The following is a 20,652-nucleotide window of genomic DNA, read 5'->3' as shown; positions in this document are numbered from 1 at the left end:
ACTCTGGGCCGGTCGCCCACTGATCGTCGGAGACGTGGTCGGCTAAAAGCTGTCCCGTAATGGTGGAGGCGTGGGACCGGGCGTGCCGCGGTGACGCGCCGCTCCAAGCCGGTTCAGCCGGCCATCGCCAGGTTGTGCATGAGGGCGATGCGGCGGGTGGCGTGGTGGACGCCGTCGCGTTTGCGGCGGCAGTTGCGCAGGATGTTCCACCACTTCATGTGCGCGGAAGGTGTGCTCGACGCCGCGCACCCGTTTGTGGACGGTGTTGAGATCGTGCTGCCAGGCGGGCGGTTCGCTGCCGTCGCGGGGCCGCCGGTAGGGCATGATGACCTGCCGGTTTCCCTGGTAGCGCGCCGTCGGCCATCACGTGCGCGCCCCGGCACGCCCGATCCACCCCTGAATCGCGGTAGGCCGTGCAATCGTTGTGGTTGCCCGGCACGGGACGCCCCACCGCGACCACCAGCCGGGTGTTGGCGTCGATGACGACCTGCATGTTCACCGAGTAGCGGTAGTTCTTGGAGGAGGCGGTGACCGTCCGGTCGTGGACGGGCGCCAGCGTGCCGTCCACGATCAGCACGGTTTCGGGGCCGTGCCGGCGGGTGACCGGGGCAAGCGCGAGCAGCGGCGCCAGGTGGTCGACGACGCGGTGCGCGGCGGACTTGGACACCCCGAACAGCAGTGCGACCTGCCGCAGTGTGAGGTTGGTGCGGTAGTACACCGCGATCATAAGAACCCGGTCGGCCAGCGGCAGGCTCCAGCGCCGTTTCGTGCCGGTCTGCTCACCGCCCCACCTGCAACGATCCGCACCAGACGGCGGAACTGCCGCACCGACAGGCCGGTGAACACCGGCACCCATTCGTCCCGATCGGCACTGATCACCCGCTCCACACCAAGATCAACAATCTTGATCGCCTGGCGTTACGGGACAGCCTTCAGACGTGTCTGGACGGTCCGACCGCCCTCCCACGAATTGGCGCCCAATACTACTTCCGGCATCGGGATCTCAGCCCGGTTCGCCGGGTCCTGCGCCTGCCCCAAACCAGAGCGCCCGCCCGGCGACCGCAACCCGCCACCGGTCTGTCTGTGGTACTCGGCCACCGGCGCCGACCTCGCCGACGTCGACCGGTGGTGGGGGTCCTACCTGCGCAGATTCGACCTGGAACACACCTTCCGACTGTTCGAACAAACCCTCGGCTGGACCCGCGGTGAGAAGTGGCTCCACCTGTGGGTCCACCCCAGGCTTGGCGCACCTTGATCGCCACTCAGGCTTGGTTGCAGTGCGTAGTGTTTGGCCAGGTGGGTCATCTGCACCCAACGTACTGATCTGCCGATGTGCTCAGCCTTGGCGGGTCGGCCGAATGGTCAGGTCACCGATTTCGACGTCGTCGGGTTGGTCGATCGCGAATGCGATCGCCCTGGCCACCGCTGTGGGGTCGATTCCGAGATCGGCCATGTTCTGCCTGGCCTGCTCGCGCACGGCCGGGTCGTCGACGGCATTGTCAATGAGCTCGGTGCGGACGTAGCCCGGGGAGATCGACGTCGTCCGCAGAACCCCGTCGGTGCTCTCCTGCCGCAGGCCCTCCAGGAGGGTGCGTACCGCGTTCTTGGTCCCGGCGTACACCGCCTGGGTGGGGACGATCTTCAGGCCGGAGGTCGAGACGACGGTGATGAGGTGACCACTGCCCTGACGGCGGAACACGGGCAGGGCTGCGGCGATCCCGTGCAGGATCCCCTTGAGGTTCACCTCGACCATCGCCGACCAGCCCTGGACGTCCAGGTCGGCGACGGGGCTGATCCGGCTGAACCCGGCGTTGCCCACCAAGACGTCCAGACCGTCGAAGCGCTCGAGGGCGAGGGTGACCAGCGACTGGAGATCGTCGGGATGGGTGACGTCCACGCGCGTGGCGGCCGCCTGGCCGCCGGCGGCTTGGATCTCGGCGACCAGCCGGTCCAGCCGGTCGGTGCGGCGGGCACCCAGGATGACGGGCGCGCCGAGTGAGGCGAGGTGGCGGGCTGTCGCTTCACCGATTCCGCTGCTGGCGCCGGTGATGGCGACGACCTTGCCATGGATGGTCATGAAGAACCTCCGCGTAGAATGGACACATGTCCGTTTACGATGGCAAGCATACCGGACACGTGTCCGCTTCTGTCCAGGGTGACTCTGTCCAGGGCGGCGGAGCGCGGCGTGCGGACGCACAGCGCAACCGCGAACGGATCCTGCAAGCGGCGCGCGATCTCGTGCACGAGCCGGGAGAGCTGAAGCTCAACGCCGTCGCCAAGGCCTGCGGCATCGGGCAGGGCACGCTGTACCGGCACTTCCCCACCCGTGAGGACCTCCTCGCTGAGGTGTACCGCCGTGAAGTGGACGAGTTGGTCGCTGCGGCCGGGCGTCTGCTGGCAACTCACCAGCCGCTGGATGCGCTGGCGGCGTGGTTTGACCGGGTGGCCGCCTACGCCCGGGTCAAGCGCGACGTATTCGCCGCCATCGAGGCGGCGACGTGGCGTGATTTGGCTGCCCATAGTCTCGGCCCGATCGGTGAGGCGGTGGAGGTGCTGCTGGCCGCCGGCCGCTTGGCCGGCACCGTCCGCGCCGACGCCGAAGCCCGCGACGTCATCGTGCTCATCAGCTGGCTGTCGCGGCTGGACGACGCCGAACTCGACGCTAGAGGCCCGCGGTTGCTGTCGATCCTCGTCGACGGCCTCCGCGCACACCGCTGAAGCGAAAGCACTGCGGTCACGCTCATGCCACCGGCTGCGCGGCGCACGCTCATGCCGCTGTGTGGTTGGTCTGCTCTGGCGGCAGAGCCGCATCGTTCCGGAGCCCGGCCAGGGGCATTGCGCGGTTCGTGACACGGCTTGCCTGTTGGGGTGGCCGGGTGGCCGCGGGAGTGTGCGGAGCGGTCTGCTGACAACGGGTGCGCCGCACCGCAGGCACCCGCCTGGTCACCGTCGGCGCCGGGGCTAGGCTGCCGCCAGGGCCGCGGTGTCGCCCGTGCAATCGCCCCGTTGAGTGTCGACGCGTAGGCGGCGGTGGTGCGGAACGCAGTTCGGATTGCCGGCGCCGAGGTTGCCGACCCAGCGGCCGCGACCTCTTGCCCCGGTGCTGGTCGTCCTCGGGAAGCGGCCGTTGTCTTGGTGGCCTCCTATTGCTGCCGGTGAGCCACACGGGTAGCGCCTGGTGCGGGCTTGGATCTTGTCTGGGTGCGCTGATCGGGCAGTTGGCCGGGATGGCTGGAGGCCCGGATCGAGCCGCCGAGCCAACAGGGGAACGAAGTGGGGCATCCCGGGCACGGGGCAAACCGGGGCCTTCTCGTGTTTGCCCTGGTCAGGGGTGGTAGGTCGTGGGACTCGAACCCACAACCTACGGAGTAAAAGTCCGAAACCGTCGTATCAACGCCGTACTCTCCGTGCCATTCTCTGCTGGCCCGTCCGTATTGAGCCCCATTTCCGTGCCGCCCGATGCCGTCGCGTGCCGATCCGTTTCGGAACCGCCGACCCGACAACGAGCCGCCATGGGCCATTTCTCCTCATGATCAAATACATGAGGATTGCAGAAACCCGACCCCATTGAACCCGGGGCACATCGACTTTATCGGACTCGGTGGACATCACGCAGCCGTCGGTCGCGATGCCCGCGGTTACGAGGCGGTGACCCCGCCCACACCGCGTCGGTGTGGGCGGGGTCACGGAACGCGTTGAAGAAGGAGGATCGCCGGGCGTTCGATCAAACGCCGGCCAAGCCCGCACTGGGTGATCGCCGAGAACCTCGAACCAAGTCCGGGGAGGGCGGTCCGGATGGCTTGGAGGATTCACCATTGGTCAAGACGAGGCGCTTCCGCCAGAGCTTTGCAGTCTTCGCCAGGTGGGCCCGTCTCAGGGCCGCCCATGTCGCGGGATCGCCGCAGGATGCCGACGGCAAGTGCCGCGATCGCAGCGGCGCCGGTGGCGGCGAACAGGCGCTCGAACAGGCCGCTCAGCCCGGGGTCCATGACGCTGGCGGCGCCGAGTGTGAGGAACAGGACCGCCGTCCCGCGGGCCGGCCAGGCCCATGGCTGCCAGCCTGGAATGCGCCGCATGGCGTGGGCCAGGAAGAAGCCGGCTAGCACGAGCACCAGTAGGCCGATCGAGGTGAGGGCGTTGTCCAGCTTCCCGCCAGAGTTCGAGATCATCCGGGCGGTGGTGCACCCCGGGTCGGCCATCCGGCAGGCCACTCGTTCGAACGGGCTCAGCAGGTTGCCAAGGCCGGCGACCGAGAGGGCGAGCAGAACCGAGCCCACCGTCGCGGCCCAGCCCCCGGGGCACAGTGCGGGCCAGACGGAGCGGAGCGTGAACAAGATCGTCGCGGCATCGCAGAGCGTGAACACGATCAGCAGGAACGTCGGGTGCGGTGCGGTGCGCGCGTACATTTCGCTGATGGAATGAGCGAGGACGCGGTACCGCGGACCCTGCCAGGAAGCGGCGGCGAGCCAGCTCGCCACGAAGATCACCTGCGCCGTGATGCCCACCCGCGCCCAGCGCCGGGTGCTTGCCGACCGCCGGGGCGGGCCGTGCATAGGGCTGAGTACGTCCGAATAGTCACTGGATAGTCACTGGCCATTTCATGGTCCTCTCGTCCCGACCACGGCACCGCGGCGGAGGTGTGGTGGGCCTCTGGCGATGTAGTTGGCTCTTCACAATCGGGGTGCGACCTGCACGTGCGTGATCAGGCTGCTTGTCGAGTTCACCGGCGACTGCCTGGCGGCCCGGGGGCTGGAGGCGCCGAAGCGCGACGCTCGGTCGACTGTTTGGTCAGGTGGGGAGTTCGGTGATGCTGAGGGCGAAGTTCAAGTTTCCTACTCCGTGGTTGGCGAGGCCTACTGTGACCAGGCCTGCTCCTTCGAGCCAGTGCGCCATTTTCAGGTCGCCGACGTCCAGTGGGCGTAGTCCGAGGCTTTCGATGAACGTCTCCACGCTTGTCTTGGCCTGCGCGTTGTCGCCGGCGATGAAGACGTCGGGCCGGCCCGTCTCCAGGACGTGGCGGAAGATGGTGTTGAACGCCTTCACCACGGTTGCGTCGGCCGGGGCCGCGTTGGCGACTTCCTGTGCGATCGAGGTGTCCTCGGGGTGGGTCAGCCCGTCGAACGTGGAGTTGAAGGGGTTGCTGATGTCGACGATGACCTTGCCCGCCAGAGCGTCTGCGTACTGGGTGACGACCGGTAGGACACCGTCGTGCAGCAGGGCCATGATGACGATGTCTCCGGCCGGGGCGGTGCCCCATTGTCCCGTCGTGGTGCCGCCGCCGAGAGTGGTGGCCAGGTCGGCGGCCTTGGACTGATCGCGGCCCATGATCTCGACGGTGTTGCCGCCCGCTACCGCCCGCGCGCCGATGGTGCGGGCCATGTTCCCGGTGCCGATGATGCTGATGGTGCTCATGAGGTGTCCTGTTCTGGTGGTGTGTTGTTCGGTTCAGATGGCGGTGGTGCCGCCGTCGGCGATGAGTTCCATGCCGTTGACGTAGCTGGAGTCGTCGGAGGCGAGGAAGAGGGCGGCGGTGGCGATTTCGTCGGGGCCGCCCATCTGGCCGCGGGGGATGAGGGACTCGAACTGGCGCTTGGTGGCCTCGTCGAAGAGTTCTTCCTGCTTGGCGGTGGCGACCTGGCCGGGGGTCAGGACGTTGACGCGGATGCGGCGGTCCTTGAGTTCGTTGAGCCAGACGCGGGCCCAGGCCTGTTGGACGGCCTTGCTGCCGGCGTAGACGCTCCAGCCGGGGAAGGCGCCGAGGGAGGCGTTGGAGCCGGTCATGAGGATGGAGCCGCCGTCGTTGAACAGCGGGAGGGCCTTTTGGACGGTGAACAGGGTGCCGCGGGCGTTGAGCCCGAACCAGGTGTCGAACTGGGCCTCGGTGATCTCGCCGAGCGGGGCGGGCTCGCCTCCGCCGGCGCTGGCCCACAGCACGTCGAGGCCGCCCTTCTCCCGCTTGACGGTGTCGTACAGGCGGTCCAGGTCGTCCAGGTCGGCGGCGTCGCCCTGGACGCCGGTGACGTTGCGGCCGATCTGCTTCACGGCCTCGTCCAGGACCTCCTGGCGGCGGCCGGTGATGAAGACGTGCGCTCCCTCCTGGACGAACAGCTTCGCGCCGGCCAGCGCCATGCCGGTGGTGCCGCCGGTGATGACCGCTACCTTGCCGTCGAGCTTTCCCATGATGGGTCCCTTGGGTCGGTGGTGCCGTAGTGCACCTGGAGCGACGGTGTTATGTACACCGCTCTGTGTGCTTACAGTACGGGACGGGCGGCCGGGCCGCAAGCTATGTACACCGCCCGTTACCCGGCTGGGGTAGCATGGACCCATGACGGAGTTGGACAAGGGCCCCACGGGCCGCCGCCGCGGCCGGGGCGCCCGCGAGCGCATCCTCAGCGCGTCCCGGCAACTGTTCCGCGAGCAGGGCATCAACCGCACCGGCATGGACCAGCTCTGCGCGGCGGCCCAGGTGTCCAAGCGCACGGCCTACCAGCACTTCACCGGCAAGGACGAACTCGTCGCCGAGTACCTGCGCCGGTTCGACCCCTCCATCCTGTCCGGCGTGTTCGACCGCACCGACCTCACGCCCCGCGAACGGCTCCTCGCCGCCTTCGACATCCCCCCCACCACACCCCTGTGCCCCTACATCGCCGCCGCCGTCGAACTCCACGACCCCCAGCACCCCGCATCCCAGTACGCACGCCACTACAAGGAAGCCGTCGCCGCGCGGCTCGCCGACACCGCCCGCCAAGCCGGCGCCACCGACCCCGAACAACTCGGCGAGCAACTCGCGCTGCTCATCGACGGCGCAGCGGCCCGCACCCGGGTCCTCAACGCCGACGCCTTCCCCACCGCCGCCGCCATCGCCGCCGCCCTCATCGACAACGCCATCCCCGCCACAGCCGGCGACGACCGGCAACGCGAACAAGCGCCAAATTGACCCGGCACCCCGCGACCGGGCTGGACGCCATCCCGGGTCGCGCGCCCGCACCCGCTGGTACGCGACACCAGCCGCCCGGCACCTGGCCCGGACCTGCCCGCTTTGCGGAACTGGACGCCCCCGCCGAAGGCCGCAGCAGAAGCCGCCGGCGAGACCGGCGGCCCCTTAAGGCGACTTGCCACGCCTCATCCACTCCACCGCGGTGCTCTCCTCGCGGGGCAGCACAGCGTTGACTTCTGCACCGGGCCAGCTGAACCATTCATGCTGATCATCAGTGCGCGGCCCAACTCGGCCACGCCACCCCGAAACGAACGCCAACAGGCGGGCAGCCGACACGTCCGGCTGAAACCCGCCGTCGGGTTCTGGATCCCACGGACCGACTCCCGACACTACGAACGGCGGACCGCCGGCGATCAGCCGGGTTGAGCCGCGTCCGCAGCACGTACTTCCAGTCGGTCTCAGGTGCTTCGGGGCCCTCAGACAACTTCTGGCCGAAGAACGGAACCGGCTCAGAGGTCGGCCGCAACAGCGCCACCCCGTCAGGCCATTTCGCTCTCCAGCTCATAATGAACGGGGGTAAGTCGACCTACTCAAGCGTGTCTTGAGGCGACATCGCCTCCACGCTGCCACATCTCATAGTTCCCGCATTCTGCCGTGATCTCGGCCGTCGACTGAGCCGCAGTGACGAAGTCATCTACTACCGGCGAGGCGTGCGATGCCGCCACCGCGAGGCACACCTGATCGGGCGCCAGATCCGGGATGGGCACATAGACGATGTCCGGATGCGAGTAGAACACGGACGCCGAACGGGCCAGGAAGGAGATGCCCCGTCCGGCCGCGACATGCTCGAGCGTCTCGTCCACGCCGCGCACCGGGTACCCGGCATTGGGGAGCGGGCGCTTGGTGGGCTGCGTGCTCGGGGCACCGTGCCAGACCAGCGGTTCGCCGGCCAGGTCGGCCTCGGTGACCTCCTGCTTGCCGGCAAACCGGTGTCCGGCGGGCAGTACCGCTACACGCGGCTCGGTGTACAGCGGAGTGACGCGCAGGCCGGCCTCGTCGATGGGCAGCCGTACATAGCCGACGTCGATGCGGCCGTCGAGCAGCATCGCAGCCTGGTCGTCCCCTTCGATCCGCAGCACGTCCACGACCACGTCCGGGTGCCGGTCCTCGAACGCACGGGCCGCCGGGATGACTGCAATACCGGCCCGGAAACCGACCATCAGCCGCCGCTTGCCGCTCGCGGCCGCGGACACCCGGCGGCGGACCGCGTGGGTTGAGGCGAGCAGTGGACCCGCGTCGGCCAGCAGTTGCCGGCCCGCATCTGTCAGCTCTACACCGTGGCGATCCCTGGTGAAGAGCGAGGCGCCGAGATCCTTCTCGAGCGCGCGGATCTGCCGGCTGAGCACCGGCTGTGCGATGTGAAGCTCATCGGCGGCGCGGCCGAAATGCAGCCGGTCGGCCACGGCGACGAAGTAGCGCAGTTTGCGCAGATCCAGATCCATAGAACCCCCCAGCCCGGTGATGCCTCCACGGTATCACCACGACTTCAATAGGTCTTGGACGTAACTCAGCCCCGATGACAGCATGAAGAACAGAAACGCAAGGGCGTCGAAGTGAATTCGGGATAAGAATTCGACAGCAGGGCCAAAGCCCGGAAAGCAGGAACACCGATGAGCAGCATCAGCATTATCGGACTGGGAAACATGGCCCGTGCTTTGGCCGGCCGGGCACTCGCCGGCGGTAACGCCGTCGAGATCATCGGCCGCGACCAGGCCAAGGCCAAGGAATTGGCCGCCACGCTCGGCGGCGCCACGGTCGGGAGGTCCGGGGCCGCCCCGACCGGGGACATCGTGCTCCTCGCCGCGCCGTACGCCGGCGCGGCGGCGGTGGTGAGGGAGTACGGGGACGCACTGCGCGGCAAGATCATCGTTGACATCACCAACCCCGTAGCCCCCGACTTGCGGGGCTTCGTCGTTCCCGACGACAGTTCCGGTGCACAGCAGATCGCCAAGGCGGCTCCCGACGATGCGCATGTCGTCAAGGCGTTCAACACTGTGTTCTCCCACGTTCTGGCGGGCGGCCCGGCCGAGGACCGCCCTCTGGACGTGTTCATCGCCGGCGACGACGCGCAGGCGAAGGCACGCGTGTCGGCGTTCGTCGAGAGCCTGGGGCTGCGCCCCTGGGACATCGGGGAACTGTTCATGGCGCGGGCACTGGAGAACGTCGGCCTGCTGGAGTTGGGCCTCATGAACCACTCCGTCAAGCACGCCGATTTCTCCCTCGGCATCACCCTTCTCGGCTGAGCGCACCTCTACCACTACCTCTCGTGCCGTATTACGCCGGTTCACTTACGGCACGGGAAGGCCCTGCACCTACCCTCACAAGGACAGTCAGATGCGCGTATTCGTCGCTGGGGGGACCGGCCATTCCGGTTCGTACATCATCCCCGAGCTCATCGCCGCCGGGCACGAGGTCACCGGCCTGGCCCGGTCGGACGCTTCCGCGGCGGCCCTGTCCGCGCTCGGCGCGAAGGTGCGTCGCGGCGACCTTCAGGATCTCGACGGGCTCAAGGAGGCGGCCTCGGGCTCCGATGGCGTCATCCACGTCGCCCACAGGCAGGAACTGCTGCCCTCCGGCGGAATGGACGCCGTGGCCGCTGCGGAGCTCCCGATCATGCTCGCGTACGGGGAGGCACTCGCGGGAACCGGAAAGCCGCTGGTCACGGCGGGAAGCATGGGCTCGCCCGGGAACCTGGAGCGGCCGGCCACCGAGGACGACCCGGCCCTCCCCGCCGGCGAGGAGCACAAGGGCACCCTGCGGGTCCGCAACGTCGTGGAAAGGGCCGTTGTCGACCTCGCCGAGCAGGGGGTGCGATCTTCGGTCGTCCGTATCGCCAACATCGCGCACAGCACGACCGATCGTGCCGGCTTCCTCCCCACGCTGATCGCGCTCGCGAAGGAGAAGGGCTTCGTCGGCTACCACGGCGACGGCGCGAACCTATGGAACGCCGTGCATATCCGCGATGCCGCCACCTTGTTCCGCCTGGCGCTGGAGAAGGGGCCGGCCGGCAAATACTGGCACGCGGTCGAGGACGGGGGCATCACGTTCCGCGACATCGCCGAGGCCATCGCCAGCCGCCTGGGCCTGCCCGCCGTGAGCGTCCCCGACGATGCCCTGATGACACCGGGGTACTTCGGGTTCCTCACCAATATCGTCACGCAGAGCTACCCGGCGTCCAACCTCATCACCCGCCGGACCCTCGGCTGGGAACCCACCCAGCCCGGACTGCTCGCCGATCTGGACAACGGCCATTATTTCCCCGCCGGCTGACGGCGGGAACCCGGATCGCAACGAGCCCGGCAACCGGCAAGTTCGGCTCCTCTGAAGGACGTTGAGACTATGACGACTGTGGGATTCATCGGAAGCGGAAGCAACGGCAGGACCCCCGCGCGACTCGCTGTCGGGGCCGGACACCAGGTGGTGCTCAGCTGACAGCGGAGGTCACGACACGGCCAGAGCCGCGGCAGCCTGCTATCCCATCAACAGGCCGCACCTCGCCCGGCGGAACGCTAGGCATAACCAGGTCGCTTGGCGGCTACCCGACCCGCCACACACCATGCACGAGGCCGGACGCGGTAATGGTGATCGAGCAGGCGACCTCCTGCCCGGGGTCCGGGAACCGCAGTGCGGTTTGCGGCTGGCGCCAGGGGGTGGTGTGCCGCTCGGAAACTCGGCTTCGTGCTGCGACCTGGGGTGTCGCTGAAGGATCAGTGCCGTGGCTGGGGCCATCTCGAGGTGTTGTTGTCGCTGATCTATCGGTTGCTCAGGTGCCTGCTCGGCTTGCTGGTGATGCTGCTTCGGTCGGACTTATCCAAGGAGGTCGAACTCCTGGTGCTGCGTCAGGAGAACCAGGTGCTGCGCCGGCAGGTGCGTGGCCGACCACAGCGCGATCACCTCGACCGGCTCTGGTTGGCGGCGTTGTCCCGGCTGGTTCACCGCCGCCGGGGGGCTGACGTCTTCCCGGTCACCCCGGCCACGATCCTGCGCCGGCACCGCCACCTGGCCGCCCGGAAGTGGACCTACACTGACCGGCGCCGACCGGGACGGCCGCCTTGCTCATGCCGAAAACCCATCCATGCAGGTCATGCGGCATGCTGGTACTGGTTGAGGATTCCACCGAGACGTTGGTGTCTTCGTACGTTCAGATCGGCGATCTGGTCGGGGTCGGTGATCGGTGGAGGCAGCGGAGTGCATGGGCGGGCGTTGGAAATGCCGCGGTGCGGCCGGTGCTCGTTGTAGAAGGTCTCGAACTCGCGCAGCGTGTGGAGCAGGTGGCGCTGGTTCCAGATCAGGGTCCGGTCCAGCAGTTCGCGGCGGCAGGTCTGCACCCACCGTTCCATGATCGAGTTCATCGGTGGCCTTCGCACCCCGGTGAGCACGATCTTGATGCCCGCGTCGGCCAGGACCGCGTCGAACAGCTCAGGGAACTTGCCGTCACGGTCCCGGATCAGCCACCGCGCACGGCACCCGGCGTCCTCCAGGTCCATGACCAGGTTCCTTGCGGCCTGCGTCACCCACGCGGCCGTTGGATGGGCGGTCGCGCCCAGGACGCGGATCCGGCGGGTGCGGTGCTCGATCACGGCCAGCACGTACAGGCGCGCCCCAGTCAGGGGTGACGGTCTCCAGGAAGTCGCAAGCCAGGAGGGCGTCGCTTTGGGACCGCAGGAACGACGCCCATGTGCCGGATGCGCGTTGGGGTGCCGGGTCGATCCGACGTCCTTGCTTGCGGATGGAACGCACGGTCGGCGGCCGGCCCGGCCGTTTCGGCCTGGACCGGGCAGCATGCCGGCGCCGGACAAGGTCACGGTGCCAACGCAACACCGTCTCCGGACGCACCAGCAACCGCATCCCGCGAAGCGCCTCGGGTGTCAGACGGTGCAGCCACGCCGCCAGGAACGCCCGGTGAACCGCACCTTCTGCCCGCTCAGCTGAGGTTCCAGTATCGCGAGCTGATGACGCAGCACCAGAAATCTCGGTGTCTTTGTCCCCATCACTCATCGGAACCAGGCGCATCATCGCGAAGGTGTTCGTCACCGTCAGGTAGGCCAGTCGCAACAGCACAGCCGACCATCATGGCGCCGTGAGCGCCTCCCGTACGGCCGTTCGCAGCTGAACGACCAGCAGCACTGCACCCGTAATCGATCATCAGCCGCATGGGCTCTCACCTGCGCGGATGGTATTTTCGGCACCCGTACGGTCGAGGCGTGGGCCGCAGTGGCTGTGGTCGTGAGCGCGGCCGCCCCCGCCGCGGCCGAAAGCCGGAGATTGCGCTCACCTCGGGTCGAGTCGATGGCTACCGATCGCTGCCGGTGCAGACCGGTAGCGCGCAACGCAACCTGCCCTAGATCTAAGTCAATTGCTTGACTTAGATCTGTGTTGCTGGGAGCCTCTGCGCTTGTCAGGCAGATGGCGGGGCGCGGCGATGCGGCCGCGTCCTGGCGAAGGAGGAAGGTCGATGCCAGCCAAGGCACGTAGCCGGGATGGAGCGCGGCAGGACCGTGCCGCCGCGACGCGGGAGCTGATTCTGGTCACCGCCGAGCGGTTGTTCGCCGAGGAGGGCCTGTCGGTGTCCAACCGTCAGGTCAGTGCGGCCGCCGGGCAGGGCAACAATTCCTCGGTCGGCTACCACTTCGGCGACCGGGTGGAGCTGGTGCGGGCGATCCTGCAGCGGCACAGCCCGCCGGTGGAGCGGCTTCGGGCGGAGCTGGTCGCCGACGCCGCCGACACCCAGGACCTGCGCGTCTGGCTGGGATCCCTGGTGCGGCCGTTGCCGGAGTACCTGGCGAGCCTGCCCGGTCCCACCTTCTTCGCTCGGTTCGGCGCGCAGGTGATGGTCGACCCCGGATACCGCGAACTCGCGATCGAGGACGCGATGTCCTCACCCTCGCTGCACATCATCCTGGGCCGGCTGGACCGGCTGCTGCCCGATCTGCCGACTCCGCTGCGGACCCAGCGGCGGGTCATGACCCGCCAGCTGATGGTCTTCACTTGGGCCGAACACGAACGCGTTCTGGCCGAGGATCCGAACGGTCCGCACCTGGACTGGCCCCAGGCGGTGGCCGGACTCGTCGACGCCTTGACCGGGCTGTGGCAGGCACCGGTGAGCGACTGAGAGCGAAGCGGCCCACCCGCGAACCTGGCACGGCCCCATTCCCCGCGAGGAGATCCCGTGACCCGCCGCCGACGAGCGACATCACCGATCATCAGCCGCTGGACCGCGAGCCGCACGAGCGCCGGCGCCCCGGCCGTGTCCGCCGCTGCGGCCACGATCACCGCGGGCGGGGCGACCGCGCACGCGGCCCCGCAACGCGGGACGGCCGCGCTGGTGGCCGCGATGACCCTGGAGGAGAAGCTGTCGTTCGTCCAGGGCCGCTGGGATGACCCGCAGTTGCAGACCATCGGCGAGTCCGGATACGTGCCCGGGGTGCCCCGGCTGGGAATCCCGCCACTGCGGCTGACCGACGGCCCCGCCGGTATCCGCGCCGCCCAGCCGGCCACCGCCCTGCCGGTGCCGGTCGCGCTCTCAACACCATCCGCGTCCCCTACGCCGGCCGCAACTTCGAGACCGACAGAGAAGACCCGCTGGTCAGCTCCCGGACGGTCGCCCAGACCGTCCAAGGCGTCCAGAGCGCGGGGGGCGATCGACACCACCAAGCACTCGGCGGCCAACAACCAGGAGACAGACCGGCAGACCATCAACGCCCATGTCGCAGAACCCGCGACTCGACATCGGCAAGGCGCTGGAACACGCCCTTCCCCTTCTGCTCGCCGCACCGGTCACGCCGTCCGACCGGTCCTCGCCATCGAACTCTCCCACCGCGGGGGCACGACCTCCGGCTGACCCTCTGACCGCCCGAACCGTCTCCCCTGGGTCACGGCCTGGCTGCTGCCCCGGGAGCACTCATCCCTATTGAGAATGGAGTTCTTCTCTTCTGCAAATATTGTTCACTTTCCATGGTCGCGCACATGTGACCACCCACCCCCTCGGAGGTCGTACTCCATGAGAACCGTTCGACACAGCACCTGGTCGCGAGCGCTCGTAGCCGTTCTCGTCGTCGCCACGATGACGATAGGCGGCGCGGTGACGCCGGCAACGGCGGCTCCCGATGGGTCCGCCGCCGGCGCCGCTTCCGGCCGGGCCGTTCCACCGGCGCCCAAGCCAGAGCCGATCAAGGTCAGTGAGCTGCCGCTCCCGCCCGTCGCACCGTCCACCTCGGCCGGCGCATGCACTCCGGCGACCAACCCGCACGGCACCGGGTGCATCGGCAAGGCGACCAGCATGCAGTCGGGAGACTTCCTGCCCGACGGGCACCACGTCCTGGCCACAGTCGGCTTCACCGGTGCGCCCGCCGCGCCCGACCCCGCCGCCGACTACACCGGCAAGCAGCTCATCATCGTCAAGACCGACGGGAGCACCTTCCCCAACGGCGACGCCTGGAAGTGCGTCACGTGCGGTGTTCCCGACGCCAACGCGGTCGGCCGCAGCCCGGCGATGGACTATCCGCAGGCGTTCAAGGACGGCAGGCGCGCGCTGGCCGGCACCAACATCATCGACTGCGGCCACTACCGGCTCACCAGTTCCGCCTGTACTCCGGCCCGCGTCCACATCTATCCGATCCGCTGGAACGTCACCGCCGACGGATCCGGCGCGGGCGGCAGCATCCGCGAGTTGCGGCTGCACCCCGACAACGTGCACCTGGGCTTCAACGCCGCCACCGTCACGAACGGCAAGTTGAACCAGTACGGCTACTTCGCGCGGCTGAAGTTCGACCCCGCGCCGAAGACAGGGACACCGCTGGCGCCCCGCTACGACCTGGTCAAGGTGACCCGCCTGTTCGACCCCGCCCCCGGCAAGCAGTCCGTCACCGTCGACCCGCACCGCCCCGGCCGCCTGAAGATCAACCCGCAGGCCATCTCGGTCGGCGAACTGCGCGGCTTCTCCGGCACCGGTGACGAGGTCTCCTACATCGGGTACCCCGACGAGTCGTCCAACATCGACGTCTTCGCTGCGAACCTGCGGACCGGCAAGGTCCGCCGCCTCACCAGCAACCCCGAATACACCGACCCGATCGCCATCTCACCCGACGACCGCTGGACCGTCGCCATGGACACCCGCGGCTCGAACCGGCAGATGTTCCTCGCCGCGATGCGCGCCATCCCGCCCGTCACGGACCTGATCACCACCAGCGCGGTCTCCTCGACCCGCAACAACGGGCAGCGGCGCTTCTTCCAGCCCTACCTCATCGACCGGTACGGCGACCGCGGCGCCTACCAGGGCCAGCAGATCAACGCCGCCGGCGACGGCGGACCCGGCGCGATCAACGACCCCAACTGGAACGGCATGGCCGACCCCCGATGGTCACCCGACGGCACCAGCATCGTCTACTGGCAGGCCCTCGCCGTCCCGCCCGCCTGCGGCGGCGCCAACCCGCTGCCGTGCGAGAACTCCACCGAACCCGGCGGACGCACCGCACGCATGATGATCGCCCACCTCACCGACCGTAAACCGCTCAAGCCCCGGCACGTCACCGTCGCCTCCGACACCGTCCCGTGGGGGACCCCGTACGTGCCGGGCAGCGCCACCCCGGCCCGGCCCTACCCCCCGCAAGGGCACTACACCCTGCCCGGCAAGCGGTCCGGCTCCGCGGCGGTGACCATCACCGAAAACACCAACCACACCGCGATCAGCACCGTCTCCGTCGCCTACCGGAACTACTCCGACGACGGCGCCCACATCCTCAACGGCACCGAAAGCGTCACGACCACCAACCCCAGCCCTACGCTCAACAAGGTCGACTGGTACTCCGACCTCGTCCAGACCGGACGCGACCACGGCACCAAGAAGACCGGCCCCGACGGATTCCACCTCACCATCGACGTCCTCACCAACCTCTTCCAAGCGACCGGGACACTCACCACCACCATCAACGGGCGCACCTACCGCCAACCCGCCAACGGAACCTGACCGCCGCCGAGGCGTCCCTTCCACGACGGCCCGCCCAATGTGACGCGGATCGACCGGGTCGCCGAGGGCGGGCACGTGGTGCGCCGGCGGATCCGCCGCTACCGCTACCCCGCTACCGGCCACCTCGTGGAGGAGGTCGAGGAGGACGTCGCGCCACCGGACTGGCGGGCGGCCGCCTGGGTGCTGGAACGCCGTCACCCCGACGGGTTCGCCCGACCCTCGCAGCTGCAGGCGCGCGAGTGCCGTCACGCCGTCATGACGGCATGCCGCTACCTCGCCGCTTGCGCGGCAGGGGCGCCTGGTGAGGTGCGATCCCATTCGGCCAGCGCTTTCCGAAAGCGCGTGGCCACGCTGGGCTCTCTCGCGGAGCTGCTTGGCGGGGTGATGCTGGGGGAGTGGCACGTCGCGGGGAGCGCAGGTGCGCTCATTGCGGTTTTGCTCTTCCGGCGGGGTGTGGTCCTCGCGCCGGTTCTGCTCGGCGGCGTGCCGGTCGGCGTGCTGGCGGGCGGTGAAGGAGCACCGTGAGGTGTACGCGGCCGCGGTCGCCGATCTGGTGGAGTTGGGCATTGCGTGGGGGCCGACGACGTGGGAATTGCGTGCCCAGCAGCCGAAGGCCAAGTGCCCGGTGTGCGGGCGGTGGTGGTGGGTGGGGCTGCGCAAGCGCAGCGACGCGGTGTACTGCTCGCCCAAGTGCCGGACGGTCGCCTGGCGCGAGCGCAACGGCCACGTGCCCAAGTGGCTGGCCGATCTCGGCGCACGCTCGGTCGAGGCTGGCGATCGGTAGCGTTCGCGGGAGCCGTCAAGTGTTCTGCGGGCGTCACGGCGTGACGTCTGGACGTGACGTTAACCGCTTCGGACGTCGCCCGGCACCGCGGCGGGGAATGGGGTCCGTGCTTCTTCTGACCGAGGAGCAGAACCAGCCCGTCGGTGGTGTAGCGGGCTACAGTGAAGCGGCTACGTCCCGATGGGTCGCCAACGGCTCCCCAGGAGAGACAGCCGCGCGAATCGCGTCCTCCGCTCGTCCTGTCACACAGCCGATCCTGACCCAGTCCATAAGGACTGTCGACGCCGACTCATGGTACGAACTCAGGGAGCTCGTGGACTGGTCGGTCAGGTCCCCTGTGGAGCTGTCTCCTTTGCGGTTCTGCCGGGTGAGTGTCATCATCGCGGCATGATCTTCTACGGAAAGGGCGTCCTGCGCCCCAGCCGGTGAGCCCCGGCCAGTGGGAGCCAGGCCGTGGTCCCGTCGATGACCGGACCACCCTGCTGGCCCATGCTCTCGCTCTGAACGCACTGCACGGCCCGGGCCCCTGGCCGGACGGCGGGTTCCCGCTCCCCGACGAACCGTCCCGCCGCAGCGGCGAGGACGGGCCCCTCATGACGAGCGTGGTGCTCGATGGCGTCCGGACCCACCACTTCGGCGCGGCCTCGGAATCGGAGGCCGTCACGCAAGTGGCCGATCTCCTGGTAGCGGCCGTGTCAGCCTTCCCCGACGTCGCGTCGTTGGCCCGGCTGCATGAGGTCCTCGCGCGGCAGCCTGCGGTCGATCTGGCTGATGACCTGGTCAAAGAGCTTCGATCACGCAATCTGCCTCGTGCACCGCTGCACGGGGTCGCGCGGCATCTGACCGAGTACGGCTCAGCGCGAAATGCCGTCAAGCTGGGCATCGTGGTGCTGGGGGAATGCGGAGACGAACGCGACCGCGAGCTGCTGCTCCTGCTCGGCGCGCTCGAGGAACTCACCCTGTACGCCGTGGTGGCCCTGGTGAAGACCCAACCAGGCCGGCAACGCGCCGCCTATGAGCTGGCGCGGCGGGTCAAGGACTGGGGACGGATCCACGCGGTGGAACGCCTGAAGGGCAGCAACGATCCCGAGATCAAGGCATGGCTGCTGCGTGAGGGGTTCCGCAACGGCGTTCTGAACGATTACTTGGCGCACATCGCCGCAACGACCGGGGAGCTCTACACCGCCCTCCTGGAACCCGAGGTGGACCAGGCCCTGCTGAAAGGCGCCGGGAACATCCTCGCCACGCTCGCCGTCATCGGCGGTCCGGCCAAGGACATGACCGACTACGACGACGCCGTGCCCGCCATGCACCGCTACGCCGAACTCGTCGCCACAGCCGAACCGACGCTGGACATGCTGGATGATCTGCTGACCATCAACCGGTGCGCGTTGCGGTCTGACGCGGGCATCGACTGGCCCCGGGGCGAGCCCGAACGCTTGACACATCGCTATGAGGAACTGCTGGCCAGACCCGTCTGGCGCGAGCTGGTGCTGGCGGCCCTGGACGATCCACCCGACTGTGGCCCGTACGGCTTCAACACCGCGTTGTCCTGCGCCGGCCGTCTCGGCATGCCGGTGCTTGCCTGGGCGCTCCGCCACCTGGAACAAGATCCGTCCAGTGCCTATGCCTGGAGCTGGGCGGTCAACCACTCCAACAGCGAGACCGTCGGTTCCGTGATCGCCCTGGCCATGCGGATCCTCCCGCTCGATGTGCTCACCAGCGGCCCCACCCTCAGCCGCGGTTTCGGGCCCGAACACACCCTCGATCGAGTGCTGGCCGCGGTCATCAACAACCTGGACGAACATCCCGGCGCCGGCGTCGAGCTGCTCCGGATCTGCCTGTCCGCTCGAAACACGACGACGCGGCGCCGGGCGCTCCAGATCTTGACGTCCTGGCCTCCGGAGCACCGACCGAGCCGTCTTCGGGGCTGGATCAGCGCTGCCGCGTCAGCTGAGCCCGATGGCAAACTCCAGGAAGAGATGCAGGCCTTCCTGACCGGCTGAACCGACGACGGGTGCGGTACGAACACAGGAACCTTGTGACCTGGACAGGTGTCCCTGAGTTCGTACCGCACCCCGTCTCGGCTTCGCCACGGCAGGACCGTCCCGGAACACTCACCCCAAGGTCGTTCTCAGCGCTAACGGCTGTCCGTAGCGTTCCCAGCCCCCGGTCTACCTCGCTGTCGACGGCGGCCGAAGCACGAGCTGAGGACACCCCACGGCTGAGTGAGCGACGTGCTCTTCTGCCGCAGATTGGTTGGTCAGCGTTACGCCTGGTCCGGTTGTGTCCTTGCAACGTAGACCGTGTTGGTCGCGGTCCGGTTTTGGAAAGGGTTGTGGAATTCGACGACATGTGCTTGTGAAGCGTAAAACACCTGAGCGAGTACGGCATTGAAGTGTTCGTCCGGCGGGTCGTTGGACCATAGGGCGAACACGCCGCCTGGGTGGAGCCGGCCGGCGAGTCCGCGCAGGCCGCCGGGCTCGTAGAAGGGTGCATGGGCGGGGTCGAGCACATGCCGCGGCGAGTGATCGATATCGACGACGATGGCGTGGAAGCGGCGTCCCGGAATATCCGGATCGAAGCCGTGGGGATCGGCGGCGAGGGAGAAGAAGTCTGCATGGAGAAGGCGGCAACGCGGATCTGACGTCAGGTCTGCGCCCAGGGGCACCAGACGTCGTTGGTGCCATCCGATCACTTCCTCGAGTGCTTCCACGACGGTGAGTGAACGCACACGCGGGTCTTCCAGCACGGCGTGGGCGGTGTATCCGAGACCCAGCCCGCCCACGATCACGTCGAGGTGGGTGTCTGCCAGCGGCTCCAGGCCGAGCCGGGCCAGCGCGATCTCTCCGGCCGTGAATTGACTGGACATGAGGAAGTCATCATCGAGCTTGACCTCGTACACCTCGGTGCCCGAAGCCGGGTCTCGTCGACGCCGCAGGCTGATGGCCCCCTTGGCCGTCTGACGCCAGTCGATCTCCTCGAAACGCGCGCTCACACACCCCTCCGTTCCCGTCTGCCGCACCCGCGGATTCCGTGGAAGTCCGACCGGTGGCCGCGGCCCGCCCCCCGGAAACGCCCCGGTCAGTCGGGCCGCCGCTGACGCTACCCCTCCCGCGGAGCATGGGACGGCACTGCAGATCAAGCCGACGGCTGATGTTGCCTCGAATCGGCGGTTTCGCCGGTGACGGCCGCGCCGGAACCGACGATGTGGCCTGCACGGCCGACAGCGACCGCCTTCACTTCGCCGTTTATCACCTCTAGAGCTCTGACGTGCAGACGGCCTGCACGGGTCATGAGGGTCATGGTGATGAACTCTCATGCCGCTGTGGGGTTCGTCTGCTCTGGCGGCAGAGCCGCACCGTCCCCGAGCCCAGCCAGGGGCATTGCGCGGTTCGTGACACGGCTTGCCTGTTGGGGTGGCCGGGTGGCCTCGGGAGTGTGCGGAGCGGTCTGCTGACAACGGGTTCGCCGCGCCGCAGGTATCCGCCTGGTCACCGTCGGCGCCGGTGGCCAAGCCGCCGCCAGGGCCGCGGTGTCGCCCGTGCAACCGCCCCGTTGAGTGTCGACGTGTAGGCGGCGGTGGTGCGGAACGCAGTTCGGATTGCCGGCGCCGAGGTTGCCGACCCAGCGTCCGCGACCTCTTGCCCCGGGTGCTGGTCGTCCTCGGGAAGCGGCCGTTGTCTTGGTGGCCTCCTATTGCTGCTGGTGAGCCACACGGGTAGCGCCTGGCGTGGACTCAAATCTTGTCTGGGTGCGCTGATCGGGCAGTTGGCCGAGGTGGCGAGGTGAGGGCTGCTGGATTGCTCACTGGGTTTGCAGGAGCACCTGAGGTTCCCCCCGTTTCACGGCCACCTGGGGTGAGATGGGTCAGCCGGTCGGTGGTGAGGTGCGGTGTTGTTCCTC

At 68.4% G+C, this 20,652-nt stretch carries 18 protein-coding genes and 1 pseudogene; 10 read left to right on the top strand and 9 right to left on the bottom strand.

What is annotated here, in order from left to right:
- Positions 1 to 113 precede the first annotated feature (113 nt).
- Together ABD296_RS36000 and ABD296_RS35995 are read right to left on the bottom strand one after the other, a co-directional pair.
- Positions 114 to 888, bottom strand: a pseudogene (locus ABD296_RS36000) (transposase family protein).
- Between the two features lie 448 nt (positions 889 to 1,336).
- The gene (locus tag ABD296_RS35995; RefSeq protein WP_344277954.1) at positions 1,337 to 2,077 is read right to left on the bottom strand and encodes an SDR family oxidoreductase; all 741 of its coding nucleotides are present in this window, start codon (positions 2,075 to 2,077) and stop codon (positions 1,337 to 1,339) included.
- Positions 2,078 to 2,103: 26 nt separating this feature from the next.
- On the opposite strand from ABD296_RS35995, the gene ABD296_RS35990 reads away from it, so the two are divergent.
- Entirely contained in the window at positions 2,104 to 2,718 is a 615-nt protein-coding gene (locus tag ABD296_RS35990; protein ID WP_344277951.1) for a TetR/AcrR family transcriptional regulator, read from the top strand.
- A 1,091-nt stretch (positions 2,719 to 3,809) separates the two neighbouring features.
- On the opposite strand, the gene ABD296_RS35985 is transcribed toward ABD296_RS35990, so the two are convergent.
- The 3 genes from ABD296_RS35985 to ABD296_RS35975 all read right to left on the bottom strand — a co-directional run bounded on the left by ABD296_RS35985 (position 3,810) and on the right by ABD296_RS35975 (position 6,180).
- The gene (locus ABD296_RS35985; RefSeq protein WP_344277948.1) at positions 3,810 to 4,487 is read right to left on the bottom strand and encodes a hypothetical protein; all 678 of its coding nucleotides are present in this window, start codon (positions 4,485 to 4,487) and stop codon (positions 3,810 to 3,812) included.
- A gap of 301 nt (positions 4,488 to 4,788) precedes the next feature.
- On the bottom strand, positions 4,789 to 5,412 hold the full coding sequence (locus ABD296_RS35980) for an NADPH-dependent F420 reductase (protein ID WP_344277945.1): 624 nt from the start codon (positions 5,410 to 5,412) through the stop codon (positions 4,789 to 4,791).
- 33 nt (positions 5,413 to 5,445) lie between these two features.
- The gene (locus tag ABD296_RS35975; protein ID WP_344277942.1) at positions 5,446 to 6,180 is read right to left on the bottom strand and encodes an SDR family NAD(P)-dependent oxidoreductase; all 735 of its coding nucleotides are present in this window, start codon (positions 6,178 to 6,180) and stop codon (positions 5,446 to 5,448) included.
- Between the two features lie 145 nt (positions 6,181 to 6,325).
- Between ABD296_RS35975 and ABD296_RS35970 the strand changes: the two genes are divergently transcribed.
- Positions 6,326 to 6,937, top strand: coding sequence for a TetR/AcrR family transcriptional regulator (locus ABD296_RS35970; protein ID WP_344277939.1), 612 nt, complete (start codon positions 6,326 to 6,328; stop codon positions 6,935 to 6,937).
- Between the two features lie 590 nt (positions 6,938 to 7,527).
- Here ABD296_RS35970 and ABD296_RS35965 read toward each other — a convergent pair.
- Positions 7,528 to 8,439 (bottom strand): LysR family transcriptional regulator, encoded by a 912-nt coding sequence (locus ABD296_RS35965; protein ID WP_344277936.1) that lies wholly within the window; start codon positions 8,437 to 8,439, stop codon positions 7,528 to 7,530.
- Positions 8,440 to 8,607: 168 nt separating this feature from the next.
- Here ABD296_RS35965 and ABD296_RS35960 point away from each other — a divergent pair, with 168 nt between their 5' ends.
- Together ABD296_RS35960 and ABD296_RS35955 are read left to right on the top strand one after the other, a co-directional pair.
- On the top strand, positions 8,608 to 9,240 hold the full coding sequence (locus ABD296_RS35960) for an NADPH-dependent F420 reductase (RefSeq protein ID WP_344277933.1): 633 nt from the start codon (positions 8,608 to 8,610) through the stop codon (positions 9,238 to 9,240).
- Positions 9,241 to 9,331: 91 nt separating this feature from the next.
- On the top strand, positions 9,332 to 10,267 hold the full coding sequence (locus ABD296_RS35955; protein ID WP_344277930.1) for an SDR family oxidoreductase: 936 nt from the start codon (positions 9,332 to 9,334) through the stop codon (positions 10,265 to 10,267).
- Between the two features lie 812 nt (positions 10,268 to 11,079).
- Here the strand turns inward: ABD296_RS35955 and ABD296_RS35950 are convergent.
- Positions 11,080 to 11,586 carry an integrase core domain-containing protein gene (locus ABD296_RS35950; protein WP_344277927.1) on the bottom strand — a complete coding sequence of 169 codons (507 nt, stop codon included), beginning with the start codon at positions 11,584 to 11,586 and terminating at the stop codon, positions 11,080 to 11,082.
- Between the two features lie 866 nt (positions 11,587 to 12,452).
- On the opposite strand from ABD296_RS35950, the gene ABD296_RS35945 reads away from it, so the two are divergent.
- The 6 genes from ABD296_RS35945 to ABD296_RS35920 all read left to right on the top strand — a co-directional run bounded on the left by ABD296_RS35945 (position 12,453) and on the right by ABD296_RS35920 (position 18,752).
- Positions 12,453 to 13,109, top strand: a complete 657-nt coding sequence (locus ABD296_RS35945) for a TetR/AcrR family transcriptional regulator (RefSeq protein WP_344277924.1) — start codon at positions 12,453 to 12,455, stop codon at positions 13,107 to 13,109.
- 57 nt (positions 13,110 to 13,166) lie between these two features.
- A complete protein-coding gene (locus ABD296_RS35940; protein WP_344277921.1) occupies positions 13,167 to 13,838 on the top strand; it encodes a hypothetical protein in 672 nt (223 codons plus the stop codon).
- Positions 13,839 to 14,276: 438 nt separating this feature from the next.
- Positions 14,277 to 15,962, top strand: a complete 1,686-nt coding sequence (locus ABD296_RS35935; protein WP_344277918.1) for a TolB family protein — start codon at positions 14,277 to 14,279, stop codon at positions 15,960 to 15,962.
- Between the two features lie 39 nt (positions 15,963 to 16,001).
- Positions 16,002 to 16,487, top strand: coding sequence for a hypothetical protein (locus ABD296_RS35930; RefSeq protein ID WP_344277915.1), 486 nt, complete (start codon positions 16,002 to 16,004; stop codon positions 16,485 to 16,487).
- Position 16,488: 1 nt separating this feature from the next.
- Positions 16,489 to 16,746, top strand: coding sequence for a hypothetical protein (locus ABD296_RS35925; RefSeq protein WP_344277912.1), 258 nt, complete (start codon positions 16,489 to 16,491; stop codon positions 16,744 to 16,746).
- A gap of 593 nt (positions 16,747 to 17,339) precedes the next feature.
- Positions 17,340 to 18,752, top strand: a complete 1,413-nt coding sequence (locus ABD296_RS35920) for a hypothetical protein (RefSeq protein ID WP_344277909.1) — start codon at positions 17,340 to 17,342, stop codon at positions 18,750 to 18,752.
- A gap of 263 nt (positions 18,753 to 19,015) precedes the next feature.
- Here the strand turns inward: ABD296_RS35920 and ABD296_RS35915 are convergent, their stop codons facing one another.
- Positions 19,016 to 19,744, bottom strand: a complete 729-nt coding sequence (locus tag ABD296_RS35915; RefSeq protein WP_344277906.1) for a spermidine synthase family protein — start codon at positions 19,742 to 19,744, stop codon at positions 19,016 to 19,018.
- Positions 19,745 to 19,887: 143 nt separating this feature from the next.
- A complete protein-coding gene (locus ABD296_RS35910; protein WP_344277903.1) occupies positions 19,888 to 20,052 on the bottom strand; it encodes a hypothetical protein in 165 nt (54 codons plus the stop codon).
- Positions 20,053 to 20,652 lie beyond the last annotated feature (600 nt).

The sequence above is a fragment of the Actinomadura napierensis genome (genome assembly GCF_039529375.1).
Lineage (GTDB): Bacteria > Actinomycetota > Actinomycetes > Streptosporangiales > Streptosporangiaceae > Spirillospora > Spirillospora napierensis.
Note: the sequence above shows the minus strand (reverse complement) of the source record. Positions and strands in the feature narration are given on the sequence as shown.